Origin of the sequence: Rhizobium aethiopicum (genome assembly GCF_900094625.1) — a bacterium.
GTDB classification, from domain to species: Bacteria; Pseudomonadota; Alphaproteobacteria; order Rhizobiales; family Rhizobiaceae; genus Rhizobium; species Rhizobium aethiopicum.
This window is the reverse complement of record NZ_FMAJ01000003.1, coordinates 353,967-371,662: the sequence shown is the minus strand read 5'-3', so window position 1 is coordinate 371,662 and position 17,696 is coordinate 353,967. Positions and strand designations below refer to the sequence as shown.

At 62.6% G+C, this 17,696-nt stretch carries 14 protein-coding genes; 3 read left to right on the top strand and 11 right to left on the bottom strand.

Annotated elements, in window-relative coordinates; translation table 11 throughout:
• Window positions 1-2 precede the first annotated feature (2 nt).
• Entirely contained in the window at window positions 3-860 is an 858-nt protein-coding gene (locus tag GA0061105_RS08930) for a C40 family peptidase (RefSeq protein ID WP_092749499.1), read from the top strand.
• Here GA0061105_RS08930 and GA0061105_RS08925 read toward each other — a convergent pair.
• The 11 genes from GA0061105_RS08925 to GA0061105_RS08875 form a co-directional block, all read right to left on the bottom strand.
• Window positions 832-2,244 carry an amidase gene (locus GA0061105_RS08925; protein WP_064693400.1) on the bottom strand — a complete coding sequence of 471 codons (1,413 nt, stop codon included), beginning with the start codon at window positions 2,242-2,244 and terminating at the stop codon, window positions 832-834. The genes GA0061105_RS08930 and GA0061105_RS08925 overlap by 29 nt on opposite strands.
• Before the next feature lie 23 nt (window positions 2,245-2,267).
• Window positions 2,268-3,131, bottom strand: coding sequence for an ABC transporter permease (locus GA0061105_RS08920; RefSeq protein WP_092749497.1), 864 nt, complete (start codon window positions 3,129-3,131; stop codon window positions 2,268-2,270).
• Window positions 3,132-3,134: 3 nt separating this feature from the next.
• Window positions 3,135-4,082: an ABC transporter permease gene (locus tag GA0061105_RS08915; RefSeq protein WP_092749495.1), complete on the bottom strand. Its 948-nt coding sequence runs from the start codon at window positions 4,080-4,082 to the stop codon at window positions 3,135-3,137.
• A gap of 344 nt (window positions 4,083-4,426) precedes the next feature.
• Window positions 4,427-6,007 carry an ABC transporter substrate-binding protein gene (locus tag GA0061105_RS08910; protein WP_208601636.1) on the bottom strand — a complete coding sequence of 527 codons (1,581 nt, stop codon included), beginning with the start codon at window positions 6,005-6,007 and terminating at the stop codon, window positions 4,427-4,429.
• 60 nt (window positions 6,008-6,067) lie between these two features.
• Complete coding sequence (locus tag GA0061105_RS08905; protein ID WP_092749756.1) at window positions 6,068-7,063, bottom strand: P1 family peptidase; 996 nt, start codon at window positions 7,061-7,063, stop codon at window positions 6,068-6,070.
• 126 nt (window positions 7,064-7,189) lie between these two features.
• Window positions 7,190-7,384 carry a hypothetical protein gene (locus GA0061105_RS08900; RefSeq protein WP_003544544.1) on the bottom strand — a complete coding sequence of 65 codons (195 nt, stop codon included), beginning with the start codon at window positions 7,382-7,384 and terminating at the stop codon, window positions 7,190-7,192.
• 520 nt (window positions 7,385-7,904) lie between these two features.
• Window positions 7,905-10,844: an aminotransferase gene (locus GA0061105_RS08895; RefSeq protein WP_092749493.1), complete on the bottom strand. Its 2,940-nt coding sequence runs from the start codon at window positions 10,842-10,844 to the stop codon at window positions 7,905-7,907.
• A 121-nt stretch (window positions 10,845-10,965) separates the two neighbouring features.
• Window positions 10,966-11,850, bottom strand: coding sequence for a formyltetrahydrofolate deformylase (gene purU / locus GA0061105_RS08890; RefSeq protein ID WP_092749491.1), 885 nt, complete (start codon window positions 11,848-11,850; stop codon window positions 10,966-10,968).
• Between the two features lie 297 nt (window positions 11,851-12,147).
• Window positions 12,148-13,164, bottom strand: coding sequence for an acyltransferase family protein (locus tag GA0061105_RS08885; protein ID WP_092749489.1), 1,017 nt, complete (start codon window positions 13,162-13,164; stop codon window positions 12,148-12,150).
• A gap of 55 nt (window positions 13,165-13,219) precedes the next feature.
• Window positions 13,220-14,500 (bottom strand): hypothetical protein, encoded by a 1,281-nt coding sequence (locus tag GA0061105_RS08880; RefSeq protein ID WP_092749487.1) that lies wholly within the window; start codon window positions 14,498-14,500, stop codon window positions 13,220-13,222.
• Between the two features lie 2 nt (window positions 14,501-14,502).
• Window positions 14,503-15,552 carry a glycoside hydrolase family 5 protein gene (locus GA0061105_RS08875; RefSeq protein ID WP_092749485.1) on the bottom strand — a complete coding sequence of 350 codons (1,050 nt, stop codon included), beginning with the start codon at window positions 15,550-15,552 and terminating at the stop codon, window positions 14,503-14,505.
• 135 nt (window positions 15,553-15,687) lie between these two features.
• Between GA0061105_RS08875 and GA0061105_RS08870 the strand changes: the two genes are divergently transcribed.
• Window positions 15,688-17,274 (top strand): GumC family protein, encoded by a 1,587-nt coding sequence (locus tag GA0061105_RS08870; RefSeq protein ID WP_092749483.1) that lies wholly within the window; start codon window positions 15,688-15,690, stop codon window positions 17,272-17,274.
• 60 nt (window positions 17,275-17,334) lie between these two features.
• Window positions 17,335-17,667: a hypothetical protein gene (locus GA0061105_RS08865; RefSeq protein WP_092749481.1), complete on the top strand. Its 333-nt coding sequence runs from the start codon at window positions 17,335-17,337 to the stop codon at window positions 17,665-17,667.
• Window positions 17,668-17,696 lie beyond the last annotated feature (29 nt).

Below are 17,696 nucleotides of genomic sequence, written 5' to 3'. Positions count from 1 at the left end.
GAATGACGATGCTCGACCGCCGACTGCATGCCTATAGGCCGGATCTCGCCGAAGCGCGGCTCGAGGGCAAGGTGCAGGCGTCTCGCTTCGTGGAAGGCGCTCCGGCGCGCGTTGCCCATCCAGTCGTCGCTCTGCGGCCTGAACCGGAGCTTGCGCGCGGCATCGATACGGAACTGCTCCTCGGGGAGGAGGTGACCGTTTATGATCGCGCCGACGATTGGTGCTGGGTGAAAGCTGTCTCGGACGGCTATGTCGGCTATCTCAAGGCAGAGGCGCTCTCGCAAACCGGGCCGGCGCCGACCCATATCGTCACCGTACAGCGCACCTTACTCTATCCGGAGCCGGAACTACGCAAACCGCACCGGGCCATCCTGTCGATGGGAAGCCGCGTTCACGTCGCCGGCGAGGCGGAAGCGCGCGGCAATCACTACGTCGTGCTGGCGGACGGCACGGCGATCTTCGCCAGACACGTCCAGCCGATCGGCGCTCTCGACGGTGACGATTATGTCGGCATCGCTGCCCGTTTCCTGGAGACACCCTATCTCTGGGGCGGCCGCTCCGGCCTCGGCATCGATTGCTCCGGCCTTGTCCAGCTGGCGATGCTGATGACGGGCAGACAGGCGCCGCGCGATACAGACATGCAGGCAGCCGGACTCGGCGAACCCATCGACCGCTCCGAAATCCGCCGCGGCGACCTGGTGTTCTGGAAGGGCCATGTCGCCCTCTTCGAAGACCCGCAAACCATTATCCACGCCAACGGCCACAGCATGACGGTGGCGCGTGAGAATTTCGAGGCGGCCGTCGAGCGCATCGGCTCGCTGTATGAACGACCTACCGGCTATCGCCGCCCATTTGCGTAATCGGCCGTTGCGGCCAGGCGCTCACGCCACCGGTCCAATCCTCAAAGACTTTCGACAGTCTCAGCACCCGCATGTCGTCGAAGCGCGGTCCGACGATCTGCAGGCCGATCGGCATGCCCGACCGGGAGAAGCCGCAATTGATCGAGGCGGCCGGCTGCTCTGACATGTTCCATGGCACGGTGAAAGCGATGTGTTCGAACGGCCGGGCCGGATCGTTAGTCGGCGACGCCCATTCGGCCGGATAGGAGATGATCGGGTTGGTCGGCGAAAGCAGGGCGTCAACCATGGTGAATAGCTGTCCGCAACTCCTGCGCATTTCGATGGTCTGATTGAAGCCTCTGACGGCATTGGCGCCACTGATATCGGCACCGGACTTCGCCCATTCCCTGATATAGGGCAGGATGCTGTCGCGCCGCTCTTCGTCGAGGCCAGCGACATCGCTCCACAGGCGGGCGCGCCAGAACGTGTCGAGCCCATGAAGCATCGCGCGCGTCAGCACCGGTTGAACGGAGACGATGGTCGCGCCAGCCTGCTCGAAACGTTTCGCTGCCGATTCGACCGCGACCTTGATCTCCTCGTCTACCGCAAGTCCGCAGCCGGCATTGAGCATCAGGCCGATCTTCATGCCGGAGATGTCGATACCGAGATCCATCCAGTTGAAATCGTTCGGCGGCAGGCTGGTGCCGTCGCGCCAGTCGGGTCGTGACAGCGTTGCCATCGAAAAAGCAGCGTCCTCGACGGTGCGTGTCATCGGACCGACGCAGCGCCCGATATAATAGGGATCGGCCGGAATGCGCCCGTGGCTCGGCTTGAAGCCGAAGAGACCGGTCCAGCCGGCAGGAAGTCGCACCGAACCGCCAATATCCGTGCCGATATGCAAAGGCCCGTAGCCGGCCGCTGCCGCTGCCGCGGCGCCGGCGCTCGATCCGCCGGGGTTCTGCGTCACGTCCCACGGATTGCGACTGAGGGGATGAAAACTAGACAGGCCGGAGGAAAGCATGCCGTAATCGGGGCAGGTTGTCTTAGCGAAGATCACCGCGCCGTCCTCGCGCAGCCGCGCGGCGGCCGGCGCGTCGGCTTCCGCCGGCGTCAATTCCACCGCCCGGGTGCCGAGCGGCACGGGCTGGCCTTTCGTCGCGATCAGTTCTTTCAGCGTTGCCGGAATACCGTCGAGCGCGCCGAGCGGTTGTCCCTTCGCCCAGCGCTCCGTCGACGCTTTCGCCTCAGCGCGTGCCGCCTCCGGATCGTAGAGGTAGAGCGCGGAGATCGACGGCTCCCAGGCGGCGATATGGTCTTCGAGTGAGAGCCAGTATTCGAGCGGCGAGAGGCTTTTATCGGCAAAGCGCCGCCTGAGCCCGCGGATGGTAAGGTCGGTTTCGGCCATTGGTGTTTCGTTTCGGGAGGGCATCAGCGGCTCGCCTCGCGTGGATCGAGAAGATCGCGCAAGCCGTCGCCGAGCATGTTGAAGCCGAGGACCGCGAGCGCGATGGCAAGGCCGGGCAGGACCGCCAGCCAAGGGGCGAGCGCCAGATAGGTTTGCGAATCGGCAAGCATCCGGCCCCATGTCGGCGCCGGCGGCGCCATGCCGAGCCCGAGAAAGCTGAGACCGGCTTCGGTCAAGATCGCCAGTCCGAGCTGGATTGCCCCAAGCACGATGATCTGGCTGATGATATTCGGCAGCACATGGCGCAGCGAAATGGTCAGGCGCGTATTACCGATCGCGCGCGCCGCCGTCACATAATCCCGGCTCCAGGCCTGCAGCGAGGTCGCCAGCGTCACCCGGGCAAAAACCGGAATCATGAAGACGGCGATCGCTGTGATCGCCGTGAACCGCCCCGGCCCGAGAAAGGCGCCGAGCATCATGGCCGACAGGATCGGCGGCAAGGCGAAGATGACGTCGCAGATGCGCATCAGCAGCGCCTCGAAAGGACCGCGGAGCGCCGCGGCGGAAATGCCTGATATCGAGCCGAGCGTGCCGCCGATCGCAACCGCAGTGATGGCGACCGACAGCGAATTCCAGCATCCTGCCATCAGCATCGACAGCACGTCGCGGCCGAACTGGTCCGTGCCGAGCAGGCCGAAGGCAAGCGGCGGCTGCAGTTTATGGATGATCTGCATCTTCGCCGGCGGCAAAGGCGTCCAGACGAGCGACAGCAGCGCCACCGTCACCAGCAGGCCGATGATCACGGCTCCGGCGACGAGGTTTATTCGCCGGCTAAGTATACCAGCTCTTCCGGAGCCGGCGATGGCGAAGGATGCGACCTGAACCATGTTTCAGACCGCCTTTCTCATTCTCGGGTCGATCGCCAGATAGGAGAGATCGACGATGAAATTCATGACTATGACGAGACCTGCGAAGAACAGCACGACATCCTGCATCACGATGATGTCGCGCTGGGAGAGCGCCTGAAGCGCGAGCCGCCCGAGACCGGGCAGGTTGAAGACGTTCTCCACCAGCACCGCGCCGGCGACGAGAAAGGTGAACTGCAGCCCGACCATGGTCAGGATCGGGATCAGCGAGTTCGGAACGACATGCCGCCACAGCACCGCACTGCGTGAAAGTCCCTTGGCCACGGCGGTGCGGGCAAAATCCTCATGCATCGTCTCGAGCACTGCCGAACGTGCGACGCGCGTCAACACGCCGGCCTGCGGCATCGCCAGCGCCACGGCCGGCATAACAAGGGCCTGCAACGCCGGCAGAAGGCCCTGGTTCCAGCCGGGGAAGCCGCCGGCCGGCATCAGCCCGAGCATCGTCGAAAACAGGATGATCAACAGCAGCGCCACCCAGAAGGCGGGCACGGCGATGCTGATCTGCGCAAACAGCGTTGCGATGATGGCGAAGACGCCGCCCCGGCGCGAGGCGGCCAGCACGCCGAGCGGCAAAGCGATCGCCACCGAAAGCACGATTGCCATCAGCGCCAGCGGCAGCGTCACCGCCAGCCGCTCGACGATCAATCCGGCAACGGGAACGCCATAGGTATAGGATTGCCCAAGATTGCCGGACAGCGCGCCGGTGAGCCATTGCCCGTAACGCAAGATGAGCGGCTGGTCGAGGCCGAGCTCGTGGCGCAGCGCTGCCAGCGTTTCCGGACTTGCCGATGTGCCGAGCATGATCGAGGCGGGATCGCCGGGCAGGAGATCCATGACGATGAAGATCAGCAGCGAGACGATGAGTAGCGTGAGGATGAGGCCGGCGAAGCGGCGGGCGAGCAGTGAGATCATGCGTGCCACGCTTTCGGTGTGGCGCGGCGGCTAATCGATGCGTGGGCGAGTTTGGCTAGAAAGCCAACACCACTCTTCGTCATCCTCGGCCTTGAGCCGAGGATCCATGCCACCGCCGTTGATGGGTGCGGTGTGGATGCTCGGCTCAAGGCCGAGCATGACGGAGCGCGGAGCGGGTGGAGGTATCCGTTTACAGACTCGGCGCCCGCATCAGGAATGGTAGCTGCCAGGGAAACCAAACAATCACGGTCCAAGCGGGGCTGACTTGGTGAAGGACGTACTACATAGACGAAATGCATCTCGCTCTCCCAGCCCAAGTCGCACCCATTAAATCCGCCGCTTGCTCACTCCTCCCAATAAACCCCCGACAGCACATTCGACGGAATCGGCTCGTTCTCCCACAGCCCCTTCAGCTTCTTGTCCCAGACACCGAGTTTCGGCATGACGAAGAGGTAGAGCGCCGGCACGTCCTCGGCGAGGATCTTCTGCGCTTCGGCGTAGATCGCATTTTGCGCGGCGGGATCGGCCGTCTCCTGGACCTTCTTCATCAGCGCGTTGAAGGCCGGATTCCTGTAGTTGAAGTAATAGGCATCGCGTGCGTAGATGTCGATGTCGAGCGGTTCGGCATGGGCGACGATCGTCATGTCGAAGTTGCGGTCCTTCATGACGTCCTGCACCCATTTCGCCGGAAACTCCGTTGGCTCGATGTTCATCGTCACGCCGATCTCGGCAAACATCGCCTGCATCACCTGGGCGCTGCGCGGCGCATAGGCCATCTGCGGTGATTTGATCGTGAAGGTGAAGCCGTTGGGATAGCCGGCTTCGTCAAGCAGCGCCTTCGCCTTCTCGACGTCGTAGGGCAGCACGCCGGTCATGTCCTGATAGCCGGGATCGTTCGGCGTGTAGTGGCTGCCGATCGGCGTGCCGAGGCCGGACCACGCCCCGTCGACCACCGTCTTGCGGTCGATCGCCATCATCAGCGCCTGGCGCACCCGCTTGTCGTCGAACGGCTTCTTGGCATTGTTCATGCCGGCGACGACCTTGAGTTCGGTATTGCCGACCTTGGTGATGAGCCTGGCATCGCCGTCGAAGGAACTCATCAGCTCGGGTGCGGCAAATTCGGGAAAGGCATCGAGATCACCTGATTTCAGCGCGGCCGCCTGCGCCTGCGGATCGGCGATGAAGCGGAAGGTCACCTTGTCGAGCTTGGCCGCCGCATCCTTGTTCCAGTAGTCGTCGTTCCTGGAGAGTTCGACCCTGTCGCCCTTGGTCCAGCTGGCGAACTTGAAGGGACCGGTGCCGATCGGCGTCACCTTGTCGTCGGCGGCCGTCTTGGGGGCAACCATGACGGATGCCGGCCAGCCGAGCCAGTAGATCAGGCTGCCGGTCGGCGCCGACAGATGTAGCACCAGCGTTTCGGCATCCGGCGTATCGATGGAGGTGATTGAAGCGAAGAAGCGCTTCTGCGGATTGACCGAATCCGCGCCGCGGGCGCGGTCGAGCGAAAACTTGGCGGCAGCGGCATCGAAGGCCTCGCCGTCGTGGAATTTGACACCGGTCTGCAGCTTGAAGGTATAGGTCAAGCCATCGGCCGAAATCTCCCAGCTTTTCGCCAGCTGCGGCTGGACCTTGCCGGCCCGGTCGATCGTCACCAGCCCCTCGAACACGTTCTGCCAGGTGACCTGGCCGATCGCGACCGGTGCGGCGATCGTCGGGTCGAGGCCTGTTGGTTCGACGCTCATGCCGAGATTGAGGGCGGTCTTGGCCGCTTCCGCCGGCGTCATTGCCGTCACCATGAGACCGGCCGACAACACAGCACTGAGAGAAAGCCGCTTTATGAGTCGCGCCGAAGACGCCAACGAAACCTTGTTCGTCAGATCCTCCGGCGCATCGAATCGGTCCGTACCAGCTCGTCGAAAATACATCAGCGCCAGGATCTGCATTCACGTGTCTCCGCCATTCTACCAGATTGCGAACCTATTCAATCAATGGCGATGGGGAAAGCGGTCTCGCCATGCCTTTTGCGCGCCCTCGGCCGGAAGGGCGCTTGCCATATAGACGCCGCGAGCGATTGCCCGCGCCATGACGATAGCGGCAAGGTGACAAAGCTCCATCAGGCTTGCCATGTCGTTTCTTAAATGCTTGGCGGTCGAAGCGGCAAAGACGGTGTCGCCGTCGAGCGGCAGATGGGCCGGCAGCAGAGCCCGGGCAAGGCCGTCATGACCGGCAAGTGAAAGCCTATGCGCCTCCGCCTTCGTCAGTTGCGCGTCGGTGACGACAGCGCCGATCGTCGTCGCCGGCGTGCTCATGCCCTTAAGCCGCATCCTGTGTTCGGTCGTCGCAGGCAGGCCGAGCCCGCCGAATTCGCCGTCTTTCTCGAAGGGCGCGGCCCAGAAATGCGGCCCGTCGCCAATCGTTGCCGAGCCGAGCGCATTGACGGCGACGATCGCCGCGACGCGATGTCCGCCGCTGCTGACGGCGCTCGCCGATCCGAGCCCGCCCTTGAAAGTGGCTGTCGTCGCCCCCGTGCCGGCCCCGGCGGTACCGAGGGCGAAAGCGCCCTTGGCCGCGGCTTTCATCGCGGCGTAACCCATGTCGCGATAGGGCGAATGCAGGCCCCAATCCTTGTCGCCGCCGTTCAGCAGGTCCATCAGGATCGCTTGCGGCACGATTGGAATCTTGACCGGCCCGACTGCAAAGCCGCGGCCGGCTTCGCGCAAGCCGGCCTGCACGCCGCCGGCCGCATCGAGCCCGAAGGCCGAGCCGCCCGAGAGCACGAAGGCATCGACGGCACTGACGGTCATCGACGGGTCGAGCAGGCCGGTGTCGCGTCCACCCGGCGCGCCGCCGAGCACCGTGCCGGATGCGACCGCCGGCTCGTCGAAGACGATGACCGTGACGCCGGATCCCAGCGCGAGGTCGGTTGCATGGCCGACGGAAACGCCTTCGATATCGGTGAGCAGATTGAGAAGATCGGACAAGGGCTGATCCTGGTGGCGCTGATCCGGCCGATAGGACTGCAATTGCCCTCAAAAAACAAGACCGGCCCTTTTGGCAGGACCGGTCACATCAGAATGGCTGCGAAAGTCGATAGCGGCCGCATGCCGTCAGGCATGAAGCGGCTTTGGATGACGGCGGGTCATCAGGTCGTGAATGGCCAGCCGTACCTCGTCGGGCGAGCCGAAACGCTGCTCGTCGAGGTCGTGGACATGGAATTTCACGGCGATGAACTTCAGCCGGTCTTCGTCGGGGATAACGATGCCAACGGGAACGCCGGCATATTCGATAACTTGCTTCTTCATAGATAGAACTCCTGCCGCGCGGCATGCGCAGCCATGGCGAATTGACTTGTCTGATACCGTTGAAAGGAGGACGAACGTCACATTCGACAGTTCGGGCGGGAGAGGGCGCCCGGACGGTCATTGCCAAGCACAGGTCGCCCAAGGAGAGTGGCGAGAATATCGATGTCTATCATGCCTCGTTCCTTTCGTTGGCGTTGCGCTCGAGGGGGCCCGGAACAGCCCGGGGCCGATGATGGCTGCATTCAATATCTACTAACTTAGTAGAGATTACCTGACAGCCTGTCAGAAACATATTCCGAAACGTGTCAAAATATCGACGATCCGAAAAAAATCATTCCATCCCGGTCGAACTTACAGAAAGAAACATATCAGCTCTTCTTAAAATTCGCATGACAGAATCGAAACTGTTCGATCGCCGCAGCAGACATAGGAAGTCTGTCTGATTCCGGCAATGGGCCGCAGGATCAAAAATCGAAATGCCTCGAAATGATCGATTTGGTTAACGCGCCAAATGCATGGATCACCAGCCTTCTTGGAGCACCTTTTCCAGCATGTCGGCGAAGAAATCCGCGCTTTCGATGCTGAGGCAGAGCGGCGGTTTGATCTTCAGCACGTTTTGGTGATCGCCGGTCGGCTGCATGATGATGCCGAGGTCGAGAAGCCGGTCGCAGATCGCCGCCGTCTCTTCCGTCGCCGGCTCCAGCGTCGTTCTGTCGCGGACGAACTCCAGGCCGAGATAGAGACCCATGCCGTGGACGGCGCCGGCGATCGGGTGCCGGTCGATCAGCGCGGCAAGCCGCGCCTTCAGATGATCGCCGACCGTGCGGGCATTTTCCTGCAGCTTCTCGTCGGCCATGATGTCGAGCACCGTCATGCCGACGACGCAGCTGACCGGGCTGCCGCCGGTCGAGGAGAAGAAGGGCCCTTGCTTCTCCAGCGACTGCGCAATCTCCCGTCTGGTAATGACGGCGCCGAGCGGATGGCCATTGCCCATGCCTTTGGCGATGGTGATGATATCGGGCACGACCCCTTGCTGTTCGAAGCCCCAGAAATAATGGCCGAGCCGGCCGAAACCGACCTGCACCTCGTCGGCGATGCAGAGCCCGCCGCGGGCGTGCACCTCGGCATAGATCTCCTTCAGATACCCTTCCGGCAACGGAATGCCACCGGCATTGCCGTAGACCGATTCGCAGATAAAGCCGGCAAGGCCTTCGCCGCCGGCGTCGATTGCCTCGAGCATAGGCGTGACGGCGGCCAGATAGTTCGCCGCGGTATCGGGTCCGCGAAAGGCGCCGCGATAGGTATTCGGCGAAACGGCCGCATGCACCCAGCCCGGCCGGGTCGTCAGCGCCAGCGGATTGTCGGCGATCGAAGTGGAGACGGCGTCGCTCGCCGCCGACCACCCATGATAGGCTTCGAGCAGGCAGAGCATGTTGCGCGCGCCGCTATGGGCTTGCGCCAGGCGTATCGCCAGATCATTGGCCTCAGAGCCGCTGTTGACGAGGAAGACCGCGTCGAGGCCATCAGGCGCGAGCGCCGCGAGGTGTTCGGAATATTTCGCGATTGCCGCATAGTGGAAGCGTGAATTCGTATTGAGCCGCAGCCATTGGGCGCTGATTTCCGCCGCCAGCCTGGGATGGCCGTGGCCGAGAATGGTGACATTGTTGACCATGTCGAGATAGGCGCGGCCCTCGACATCGAACAGATGCTCCCTCCAGCCGCGTTCGATCTGCGGCGGCGCGGCATAATAGTTCTTCTGGGCGCTGGCGAGATGGGCCTTCCGCCGGACGAGCAGTTCGGCAGTCTCGGCTTGCGGCGCACCGGCTCCCGGGCTGAGAAGCGGCGAAGGCGAAGGGCAGAGCGCCGACCAGGCCGCTGCCTCGCGCGGTGTGGCAAAGAGCGGCGGTTCAAGACCCGCGACGCTGCAGAGCTGGAGGCGCAGCCCGCCGAGCGAAGACGCTTCACCAAAAACCGAACCAAGCGGATCGCCGGCGGCAAGCACGGCGCCGTCCTCGACCCCGCCCTCGATCGAAGGGTCGAGCCCGTCAAGGTGCAGGGTCATGGTTTCGCCGGCGAGCGTCAGATGCTGGTCCTTCCAGCCGATACGGCCGGCAAAGGGCGCCGCGACCGCGCTTCCTGCGGCAAGGCATATGTCGACATGCAGGGCGAAGGTCGCCTGTCCCGCAGTGCTTCCAAGGGCGGCGCGGGAAAGCCGATATTCGCCATAGCGCGTCGCCGCAGTGCCGTTTTCGGTTGCAGCCCGGGCAAGCAGCCGCCAGTCCATATCGGCGTTCAGCCAGTTGCCGGCAGAAAAATGCGCACTGCGCACGCCGAGATCGACATAGGCGATCGCGGCGGCATCGATGTCGGGCAGCAAGGGCAGCCATCCTGACGTCAGCGGTGCGGCGACATCTGCGCCGACCGCCTTGAGGATCGCCGTTTCCATGAGTTCGAAAGGAACGGACATTGCCGTATCGAAGATTGCCCGCTCTCGGTCGAGATTGCCGCGGACATAGTCGTTGTCCGGATCGATCGACATCTGCTGCTCGCTGCTGGCGACGAGAATGACCGCGCGGGCAACGATCAACGGCCAGAGCGCCTTCAGTTCCTCGTCGCTCAGCGGATAGATCGCCTGATAGGCGGTGACGGCGGGCAGGATATGAAAGGGATCGCCATTCGCCTGATGCAGCAGCGAAGCGCAGGTGACGGCCAAGTCGCCGACCAGCCAGCCGCGAATGATGTCGCCGAAATCGATCACCCCGTCGGGGATCGTGCGGCCATGGGCGTCGCGATGGCCGACGACGTTGTCGCCGGTGACATCGTGATGGACGGCCTGGAGCCGAAGCGACGGCGCCAGGGGCTGGATGCGGCGAACGGCCATCACCATGGTTTTGGCGATCCGGTCACGGGCGGCGCTGTCGGTGATGGCGGAAAGTAGCTGTACGGCGACAGGTCCGGCGCGTCTCAAATCCCACTGCAGGCTGCGGTCGAGGCCCGGATGGTCAAAATTGGCGAGCGCCTGCGCCAGCCTCGCGCAGAGCGCCCCGAGCGCCGCGACGCAAGCCGGCGCCAGATATTTCATTTCCGTCAGCCCCTGACCTTCCAGAAATTCCAGCAGCCGGACCTGGTAGCCCCGTCCGCGCACGGTAAGGACGACGATCTCCCGCCCGTCATTCGTGGCAATCACCGTTGGAACGCGTGGCGCATCCTCTCGGCGCTTGAGGTATTGGAGCGCCGCGTTCTGCGCTTCCAGCTCGCGCGTCTCATAGGCGGCATGGCAGATCTTCAGGACGTATCGGCCGCGATCGCTGTCGATGCGGTAGTTCCGATCCTGCTGGCTGCCGAGTTCGGTGAGCGTGCCGGACAGGCTGTAATGGGCAAGAAGAATCTCTTCCGCCTCAGCAATGGTGACGTCAGGACGCGACAGCGCCATGCGATCCACAAGCGCCTCGTCGGTCATGACACCCCCTGCCGCAGCATGATTCGATTACCCGTTGAGCGAGATAATCAAATACTTGCTGCTGGCAGGCAACGGGAGATTGTCGTTTGCCAGCAAAAGAGACGCGCGGTCTCGACCGGCCTCACCCCATGCGTTCGGAGGCGTAGCTTCCTGGGCTTGCCGGGAAGACGACGGTGCGGTTGCCGTTGATGAAGGTGCGGTGATGGATATGGGCGTGGATGGCCCGGGCCAGCACCTGGCTTTCGACGTCGCGGCCGATCGAGACATAATCGTCGGGCGACTGGGCATGGGTGATGCGCGCCGTATCCTGCTCGATGATCGGACCTTCGTCGAGATCGGCGGTGACGTAATGGGCGGTCGCGCCGATCAGCTTGACGCCGCGCTGGTAGGCCTGCTTGTAGGGGTTGGCGCCCTTGAAGCTCGGCAGGAAGGAATGGTGGATGTTGATGATCTTGCCGGACATCTGCTTGCAGAGCTGGTCGGAGAGAACCTGCATGTAGCGGGCGAGCACGATCAGCTCGGTGCCGGTCTGCTCGACGAGGTCGACGAGCTGTGCTTCGGCCTGCGGCTTGTTCTCCTTCGTCACCTTGATGTGGTGGAAGGGGATGTCATGATTGACGACGACCTTCTGGTAATCGAAATGGTTGGAGACGACGCCGACGATGTCGATCGGTAGCGCCCCGATCTTCCAGCGGTAGAGGAGGTCGTTGAGACAATGGCCGAAGCGCGACACCATCAACAGCACCTTCATGCGGCTCTCGCTGTCGTGGAATTCGTACTCCATCTCGAAAGGCGCGGCGACGGCGGAAAAACCGGCGCTGATCGCGGCGCCCGACAGGCCCTCTTCCGAAATGAAAGAGACGCGCATGAAGAACCTGCCGGTATCGAGATCGTCGAACTGCGAGCTGTCGATGATGTTGCAGCCCTTTTCGGCCAGATAGCTCGAAATCGCCGCGACGATGCCGCGCGTCGACTTGCAGGATACCGTCAATACATAGCTTTTCATGTCTCTCCCTCTTCCCTCTTGGAGGCCGCAGCCCGTGCTTAGATCAAAGCCCGAGCCGCGAATAGGCCGGCGCACTTTCATTTATGCGACAAATTGCAAGATAAACCATCACGTTCCTGCAAGTTCTCTCATCGCCGCATCAGCTTAGGAGAAGTTGCTCGAAACGCTGTGCCGCCAGCGCCGCCTGCATGTGTATTCTCGCCTTCAGTGAGGGAAATTAGAGCATGTCCCTGAAAGCTGATGAGCAATTTGCGACATCGAGAGGCGGGAAACCAAGGATGTGATGAATCTCAAGATCTAGGCCGGCGGCCGGTCTGCCACTGCCACCTTCCGGCGCGGCGTGGTGATTTCATGGACGAATGCGCCGCCGATCGACGAAAGCACCAGCGACAAAATCACGAAGAGCACCGGCTGCTGCAGGATGTCGATCGGCAGGCGGTCCGAAACCACCCTCAGGAAGGCGAGCGTGAAGGCGTGGGTGATATAGATGCTGTAGGAGCAGTCGCCGAGGTAGTTCAGCCATCCCAGAACCGGCAGTCGGGAACAGTCGATGGAGACTGCGCCGTAGATGATAAAGATCGCCGGGATGCCCCAGGCGTAGAACCGGCTCTCCGGCGGCATCAGCGCTTCGTTGACGAGGAGGAACGCAAAGCCGATCGCCAGCGCGGCCCAGGCCCAGCCATTCGGCAGAAGAAGCTTCTGCCCGTAAAGCCAGCCGAGTACGGTGCCGGCGAGAAACTCCAGCATGATCGGTTCACCGTAGAAGCGGGTGGCCGCCGTTTCCGGCAGCAGCCGGCAGGCAATAAGGATTGCAGCAAAGACGGCAAACATCGCTGGAATCCGCCGGACCTCCGAGAGCGGCAGCAGCAGCGCGAAGACGAAGTAGAAGAACATTTCGTAATTCAGCGTCCAGCCCGGAATGACCACCGGAGTGATCGTGCTGGGATCGGCGGGATTGGCCCATGGCAGGAAGAATAGCGAGGCGATGAGATGCGGCAGATCGAACACCGTCGATTTCAGCAGTGAAGGGGCCAGCAGCGCCACGGCAGCCGAAAACAGCGTTGCCAGCCAATAGAGCGGGACGATCCTTCTGATGCGGCGACGGGCGAAATCGATGGGGCTGATCGCGCGCCCGCTCGTCGTCAGCCACATCACGAAACCGCTGAGCACGAAGAAGATGTCGACGCCAGTTTCACCATAAAGAAAAGCCGTGGCGTCGCTGGCGGGATTGACCTTGGCAAGCTGCAATATCGCATGGAAATAAACGACCATCAGCGCCGCAACGGCGCGCAGATATTGAAGCTGGACAAGCATCTGATGTCTTGCTCCTCGGGCTCGCGCGATCGCCGTTTCCACCGTGCCGCTGCGGTCAACTCAGTACATCTGCCGCACGCCCCTGTCGGATGCGCGGGCTGTCGTGGAAGCGCATATATCCGACGACGAACCACAAGAGACCGGCAATCTTCATCGAAAAGACCGCGGTGCCCCCGATCATCATATTCAGAAAAATGAAAAGAGAAAGTGAATGGGCGCAACGCCGCTGCGCTGCCGTGCGTCCGGCGGGGAAGAGGCAGACGAACAGCCAGAGGGCGACGACGCCGAAGATCGTCGCCGCGTAGATCAGGTAGACGTAGCCGCTGTCGGCGAACTCGGCGACCCTGTCGACCGACAGCCCGAGGACGGCGAGAGGATCGAGCTCCATGATCTTCTTCATCGTCAGGTTGATGCGGCCGGTGAAATTGTCGCCCGTAGCATTGGGTTTGAGGGTATAGACGACGAAACCTGCGGCGACGATCAACGGCATCAGCGCCAGATTGAAATTCCTCGGGATCTTCGGGAAGACGAAATAGCCGACGATGCAGGCAAAACAGAAAATCAGCATCGTGCGCGTATCGTTCGTCACCAGGATCAGCACCGCCGTGCTGATGAAGAGCAGCCGGTCCCAGCGCCCCAATCTTTCCCACATGGAAATCAGGTAGATCGCGATCACGCCGCAGAAATTGGCAAGCGACACCTGTTCGAGGAAGATCGAGGAGGAGCGATGGTCGATAATGCCGAAGGAGAAGCGCTCGGGAAAACCGAGCGCGTTCTGAAACAGGCCTGTCTTGTTGTAGCTGAGCGGCAGCAGTCCGCGCGTATTGGCGAAATAATCGGACGGATGCACGATGCTGACATAGAAAGGCACGCTGATGATCTCGAAGATCAGGAAGATCAGCACCGTCAGGCTCGCCCAGCGAAAGGCAAGCTTCATCGTTTTCTCGTTGCTCCAGCCGCCGAGCCCAGTAAAGCAGAAGATGATCAGCACGTTGCGGAAATGGTCGACGAACGGCACGCGGTTCAGCACGCTGACATAGATGGTCACCACAAGCGTGAACAGCAGGAACAGGAAGGACGGCAGATCCGTCTCGTAGATCCCCTTGTGGAGGATATAGATGATGGCGCTTGCCAGGATCAGGCCTTCGCTGGCAGCGACGTGCGTCATCGAAAGCGGCATGATGTTATGGTTGATGAAGGCGAGAACGCCGTTATAGAGCACCGAGAGCAGGCCGAGCCAGAGCACGGGATGGTCGACGCGTGATGTCCCTGCGGCCGCATCGGGCCGGTTGCCGGCCACAGTGAAAGTCGCTGCATTCTGATCGACGGCTGCCACGCTCAGTTCCTCGCGGGCTTGACGGCGGTGCAGGCGTCGGCATCGGCTTTCGCCGAGGCGGCAAGCAGCCGCATCTGCGGTCGCTCGGTGCCCTTGTGCGGCTGCACGTTGAAAGGTTCGTCCGCCGGCCACCATTCGCCCGCCGCCCAGTAGGACCAGCCGAGCCAGACGTCGCTGTTGTCGGACATGGTGGCGTAGATCTCGGTCAGCCCGCTCATGCAGTCCTTCTCGGTGGAGGCGCCGAATTCGCCGAGAAAGCCGCGTTTATTGTTACGTTTCAGCCAGGCGGTGACGCCGGCGATCGCCTTGACCGCCGCGGCGGCGCCTTCGCAGGTGGGATGGGTTCCCGACGAATCGACGTCAAGATATTGGTGGACCTCGTAGGCGTAGAAGTCGAGCGGATCGCGCACGCCGAGCATTACCGTGCCGTTGGCACCGCCGATCACATCCTTTTCCCAACTGTGAGCGCCGCTCCAGGAAGTTCCCGGTACGAGGATGAGGTTGCGTGCGCCGACGGCGCGGATGGCGCGGATCGCCGCGTTGGCGGCATCGAGCCAATCTGTCGCCTTGATGTCATACGGTTCGTTCATCAGGCCGAAGAGAACGCCGTCCTGATTGGCGAATTCGACCGCGAGCCTTGCCCAGAAGTCGGCGAATGCGGCGTCCGTCGCCGGCGCCGTGCCGACCTGCGTCTTGTCGTAATAGCCGAAATTATGCGGGTCGAGCAGAACGGCCATGCCCTGCTTTCGGATCAGGCCGACGGTTTCCTTGATCCGCTTGATTTCATCGTCGTCGAGCCGCCCGCCGAGCGCCGGCTGCAGCCGCTCCCAGCGGAAGGGCAGCCTGATGATCGTCATGCCCTTTTCGGCGAAATAGCGGATCGTCTGCTCGCTCGGATAGATGTAGTTCGTGCCGTAGATGGCGCCGCGCTCGCCATATTCGCCGCCGGAAAGGTTGACGCCGCGATAGCAGGGCGCGCCGGCCGCAAAGACCGGTGACGGCGTGAGGGCGGCTGCAAGCAGCAGCGCCACCAGATGTCGTGTCGTCCGCATGGCTATCCTCGCAATCAGGGCAAATCGCGACATCGACGTCGCTGAAACCATCTTAACGGTCCGTTAGCTAAGAATTTCTAAAGTCGCGGCACCTCGGCTTCAGTCTTTCACGCTGGGCGGGACACGAGTGCGCGTATGAGCCAGTATGACAGGAACAGGGTGAGCCGGCTGCCCGGCTGGCGGAGTTATGAGCCGCCTCAGACTGCGTCGGAAGGCGTGCGCCTGCGCAGTCCCGTCGTTCGCCCGGATGATTTCGCCCGTCCGGAGCCCGAACCGCCGTCGGCCCGGGTTGCCGAAACCCGGCGGTACGAGCAGCCATCACCTGCTCTCGCTGAACAGCCTGCGGCCGTGATACCTCCGAGTACGGCCGCACCTGCCGCCCCGCTTCTCGACCTCCGCTCCAGCATCGCGGCGATCTGGAGCCGTCGGCTGGTAGTGCTTGCGCTGGCCCTTCTCGGAGCTGTCGGGGGCGGCGCGGTGGCGCCGTTGATCGGCCAGAAATTTACCGCCGTCAGCAGTCTTTATTTCGATCCGCGCCAGATCGGCCTTGCCGAGGCGGGCGCGCAATCTTCAGGTCCGTCGCCGGAAATGATCTCGGCGCTCATCGACAGCCAGGTGCAGATTCTGACCTCCGGCAATGTGCTGCGCCGCGTCGTTGAGGCGATGAAGCTCGACCAGGATCCGGAATTCAACGGCGGCAGGACGGATGGCGCGGCCGTGATCGGCGCCCTGCAGAAGGCGCTTGTGATTACCCGCCAGACCGGCACCTATGTCGTTTCGCTCGCCGCGACGACCAATGATTCCGAGAAATCCGCAAGGCTTGCCAACCAGGTCGTTACCTCCTTTACCCAGGAGGAAAACAGCGCCTCGAACGGCCTCTACGAAAACACCTCCTCGACGCTGGACGGACGCCTTGCCGACCTGCGCCAGAAGGTGCTGGAGGCCGAGCAGGCGGTCGAGACCTTCCGTGCCGACAACGACATGGCCGCGACCGAAGGGAACCTGATTTCCGATCAGCGGCTCGCCTCGCTGAACACGCTGCTGGTGACGGCGCAGGAAAAGACCATTCAGGCCAAGGCCCGCGCCGATGCCGTGGCCGATCTGCGCGTCGAAGACATCGTCGCCGGCAACCAGGCAGATGGCGGCGTCACCTCGCCGCTCGTCAGCCTGCGCCAGCAATATGCCACTCAGGCCGCCGCCGTCGGCAGCCTTGAAAGCCAGATGGGCACGCGCCATCCGCGCCTGCAGGCGGCGCGCTCCTCGCTCCAAAGCATATCCGGCGAAATCAAGGGCGAATTGCAGCGTCTCGCCACCTCGGCAAGAGGCGAATACGAGCAGGCCAAGGCCGCCGAAGACAGCGTTGCCAAGGAGCTCGCCGTCCAGAAGGCGCTGCAGGCGACGACCTCGGACAAGCAGGTGGAACTGAACGAATTGCAGCGCAAGGCGACGGCGGCGCGCGATATCTACGAGACGGTGCTCAAGCGCTCGAGCCAGACGAGCGAGGAGCAGAACCTCAGCCAGAGCAACATTCGCGTCATCTCGCCGGCGGAGCCGCCGGTCAAGGCCGATGGCCCGGGGAAGAAGATCCTGCTGGTCGCCGGCATTATCGGCGGCGCTCTCGCCGGTTTCTTCCTCGGCGCTGCCTTTGCCATCCTCGCCGGTCTCTTCGGCCACCCCGTCATCAGAGCCTATTTCAGGAAATCGCCCGCCGCGGCGGCTTGATCACGCTCTTCGGCTTTCCTACATCGGAGAAGGCGGCTTATCGCCGGCAGGAGAATTTCCATGCGGCTGTTGATGATGTTTCTGATATCGCTTGTTGCCGTGTCTGGCCTCGTCCCAGCCGCTGCCTTCGCCGTCGATTGGACGAAGCCCATTCAATCTGACGTCAAACCTCTTTATCCCTATAGGGACCTCCCCGGCGTCAAGGCACAGCCGGACAAGAAGGAAGAGGAATCCTATAATTGCCGCACCGAGACCGTCCAGATCCGCCGCCGTTATGACGAAATCTTCCGTTCCGGCGGTATGCCGACGCTGATGTATGTCTGCGAGCGTGACGGTTTCGTCACCATGGGCCGCAAAGTGCCGCTCCGCGGCCATTACCAGCCGGTGCGGTAAGACCGAAGGCGAAAGGTACCACCGACTTT

What these genes read in the sequence shown, in the direction of transcription:
- GA0061105_RS08875 (WP_092749485.1), bottom strand. Translation starts at nt 15,552, where the DNA reads ATGCGGACGACACGACATCTGGTGGCGCTGCTGCTTGCAGCCGCCCTC.
- purU (WP_092749491.1), bottom strand. Translation starts at nt 11,850, where the DNA reads ATGAAAAGCTATGTATTGACGGTATCCTGCAAGTCGACGCGCGGCATC.
- GA0061105_RS08870 (WP_092749483.1), top strand. Translation starts at nt 15,688, where the DNA reads ATGAGCCAGTATGACAGGAACAGGGTGAGCCGGCTGCCCGGCTGGCGG.
- GA0061105_RS08930 (WP_092749499.1), top strand. Translation starts at nt 3, where the DNA reads ATGACGATGCTCGACCGCCGACTGCATGCCTATAGGCCGGATCTCGCC.
- GA0061105_RS08865 (WP_092749481.1), top strand. Translation starts at nt 17,335, where the DNA reads ATGCGGCTGTTGATGATGTTTCTGATATCGCTTGTTGCCGTGTCTGGC.
- GA0061105_RS08900 (WP_003544544.1), bottom strand. Translation starts at nt 7,384, where the DNA reads ATGAAGAAGCAAGTTATCGAATATGCCGGCGTTCCCGTTGGCATCGTT.
- GA0061105_RS08915 (WP_092749495.1), bottom strand. Translation starts at nt 4,082, where the DNA reads ATGATCTCACTGCTCGCCCGCCGCTTCGCCGGCCTCATCCTCACGCTA.
- GA0061105_RS08895 (WP_092749493.1), bottom strand. Translation starts at nt 10,844, where the DNA reads ATGACCGACGAGGCGCTTGTGGATCGCATGGCGCTGTCGCGTCCTGAC.
- GA0061105_RS08910 (WP_208601636.1), bottom strand. Translation starts at nt 6,007, where the DNA reads ATGTATTTTCGACGAGCTGGTACGGACCGATTCGATGCGCCGGAGGAT.
- GA0061105_RS08925 (WP_064693400.1), bottom strand. Translation starts at nt 2,244, where the DNA reads ATGGCCGAAACCGACCTTACCATCCGCGGGCTCAGGCGGCGCTTTGCC.
- GA0061105_RS08920 (WP_092749497.1), bottom strand. Translation starts at nt 3,131, where the DNA reads ATGGTTCAGGTCGCATCCTTCGCCATCGCCGGCTCCGGAAGAGCTGGT.
- GA0061105_RS08885 (WP_092749489.1), bottom strand. Translation starts at nt 13,164, where the DNA reads ATGCTTGTCCAGCTTCAATATCTGCGCGCCGTTGCGGCGCTGATGGTC.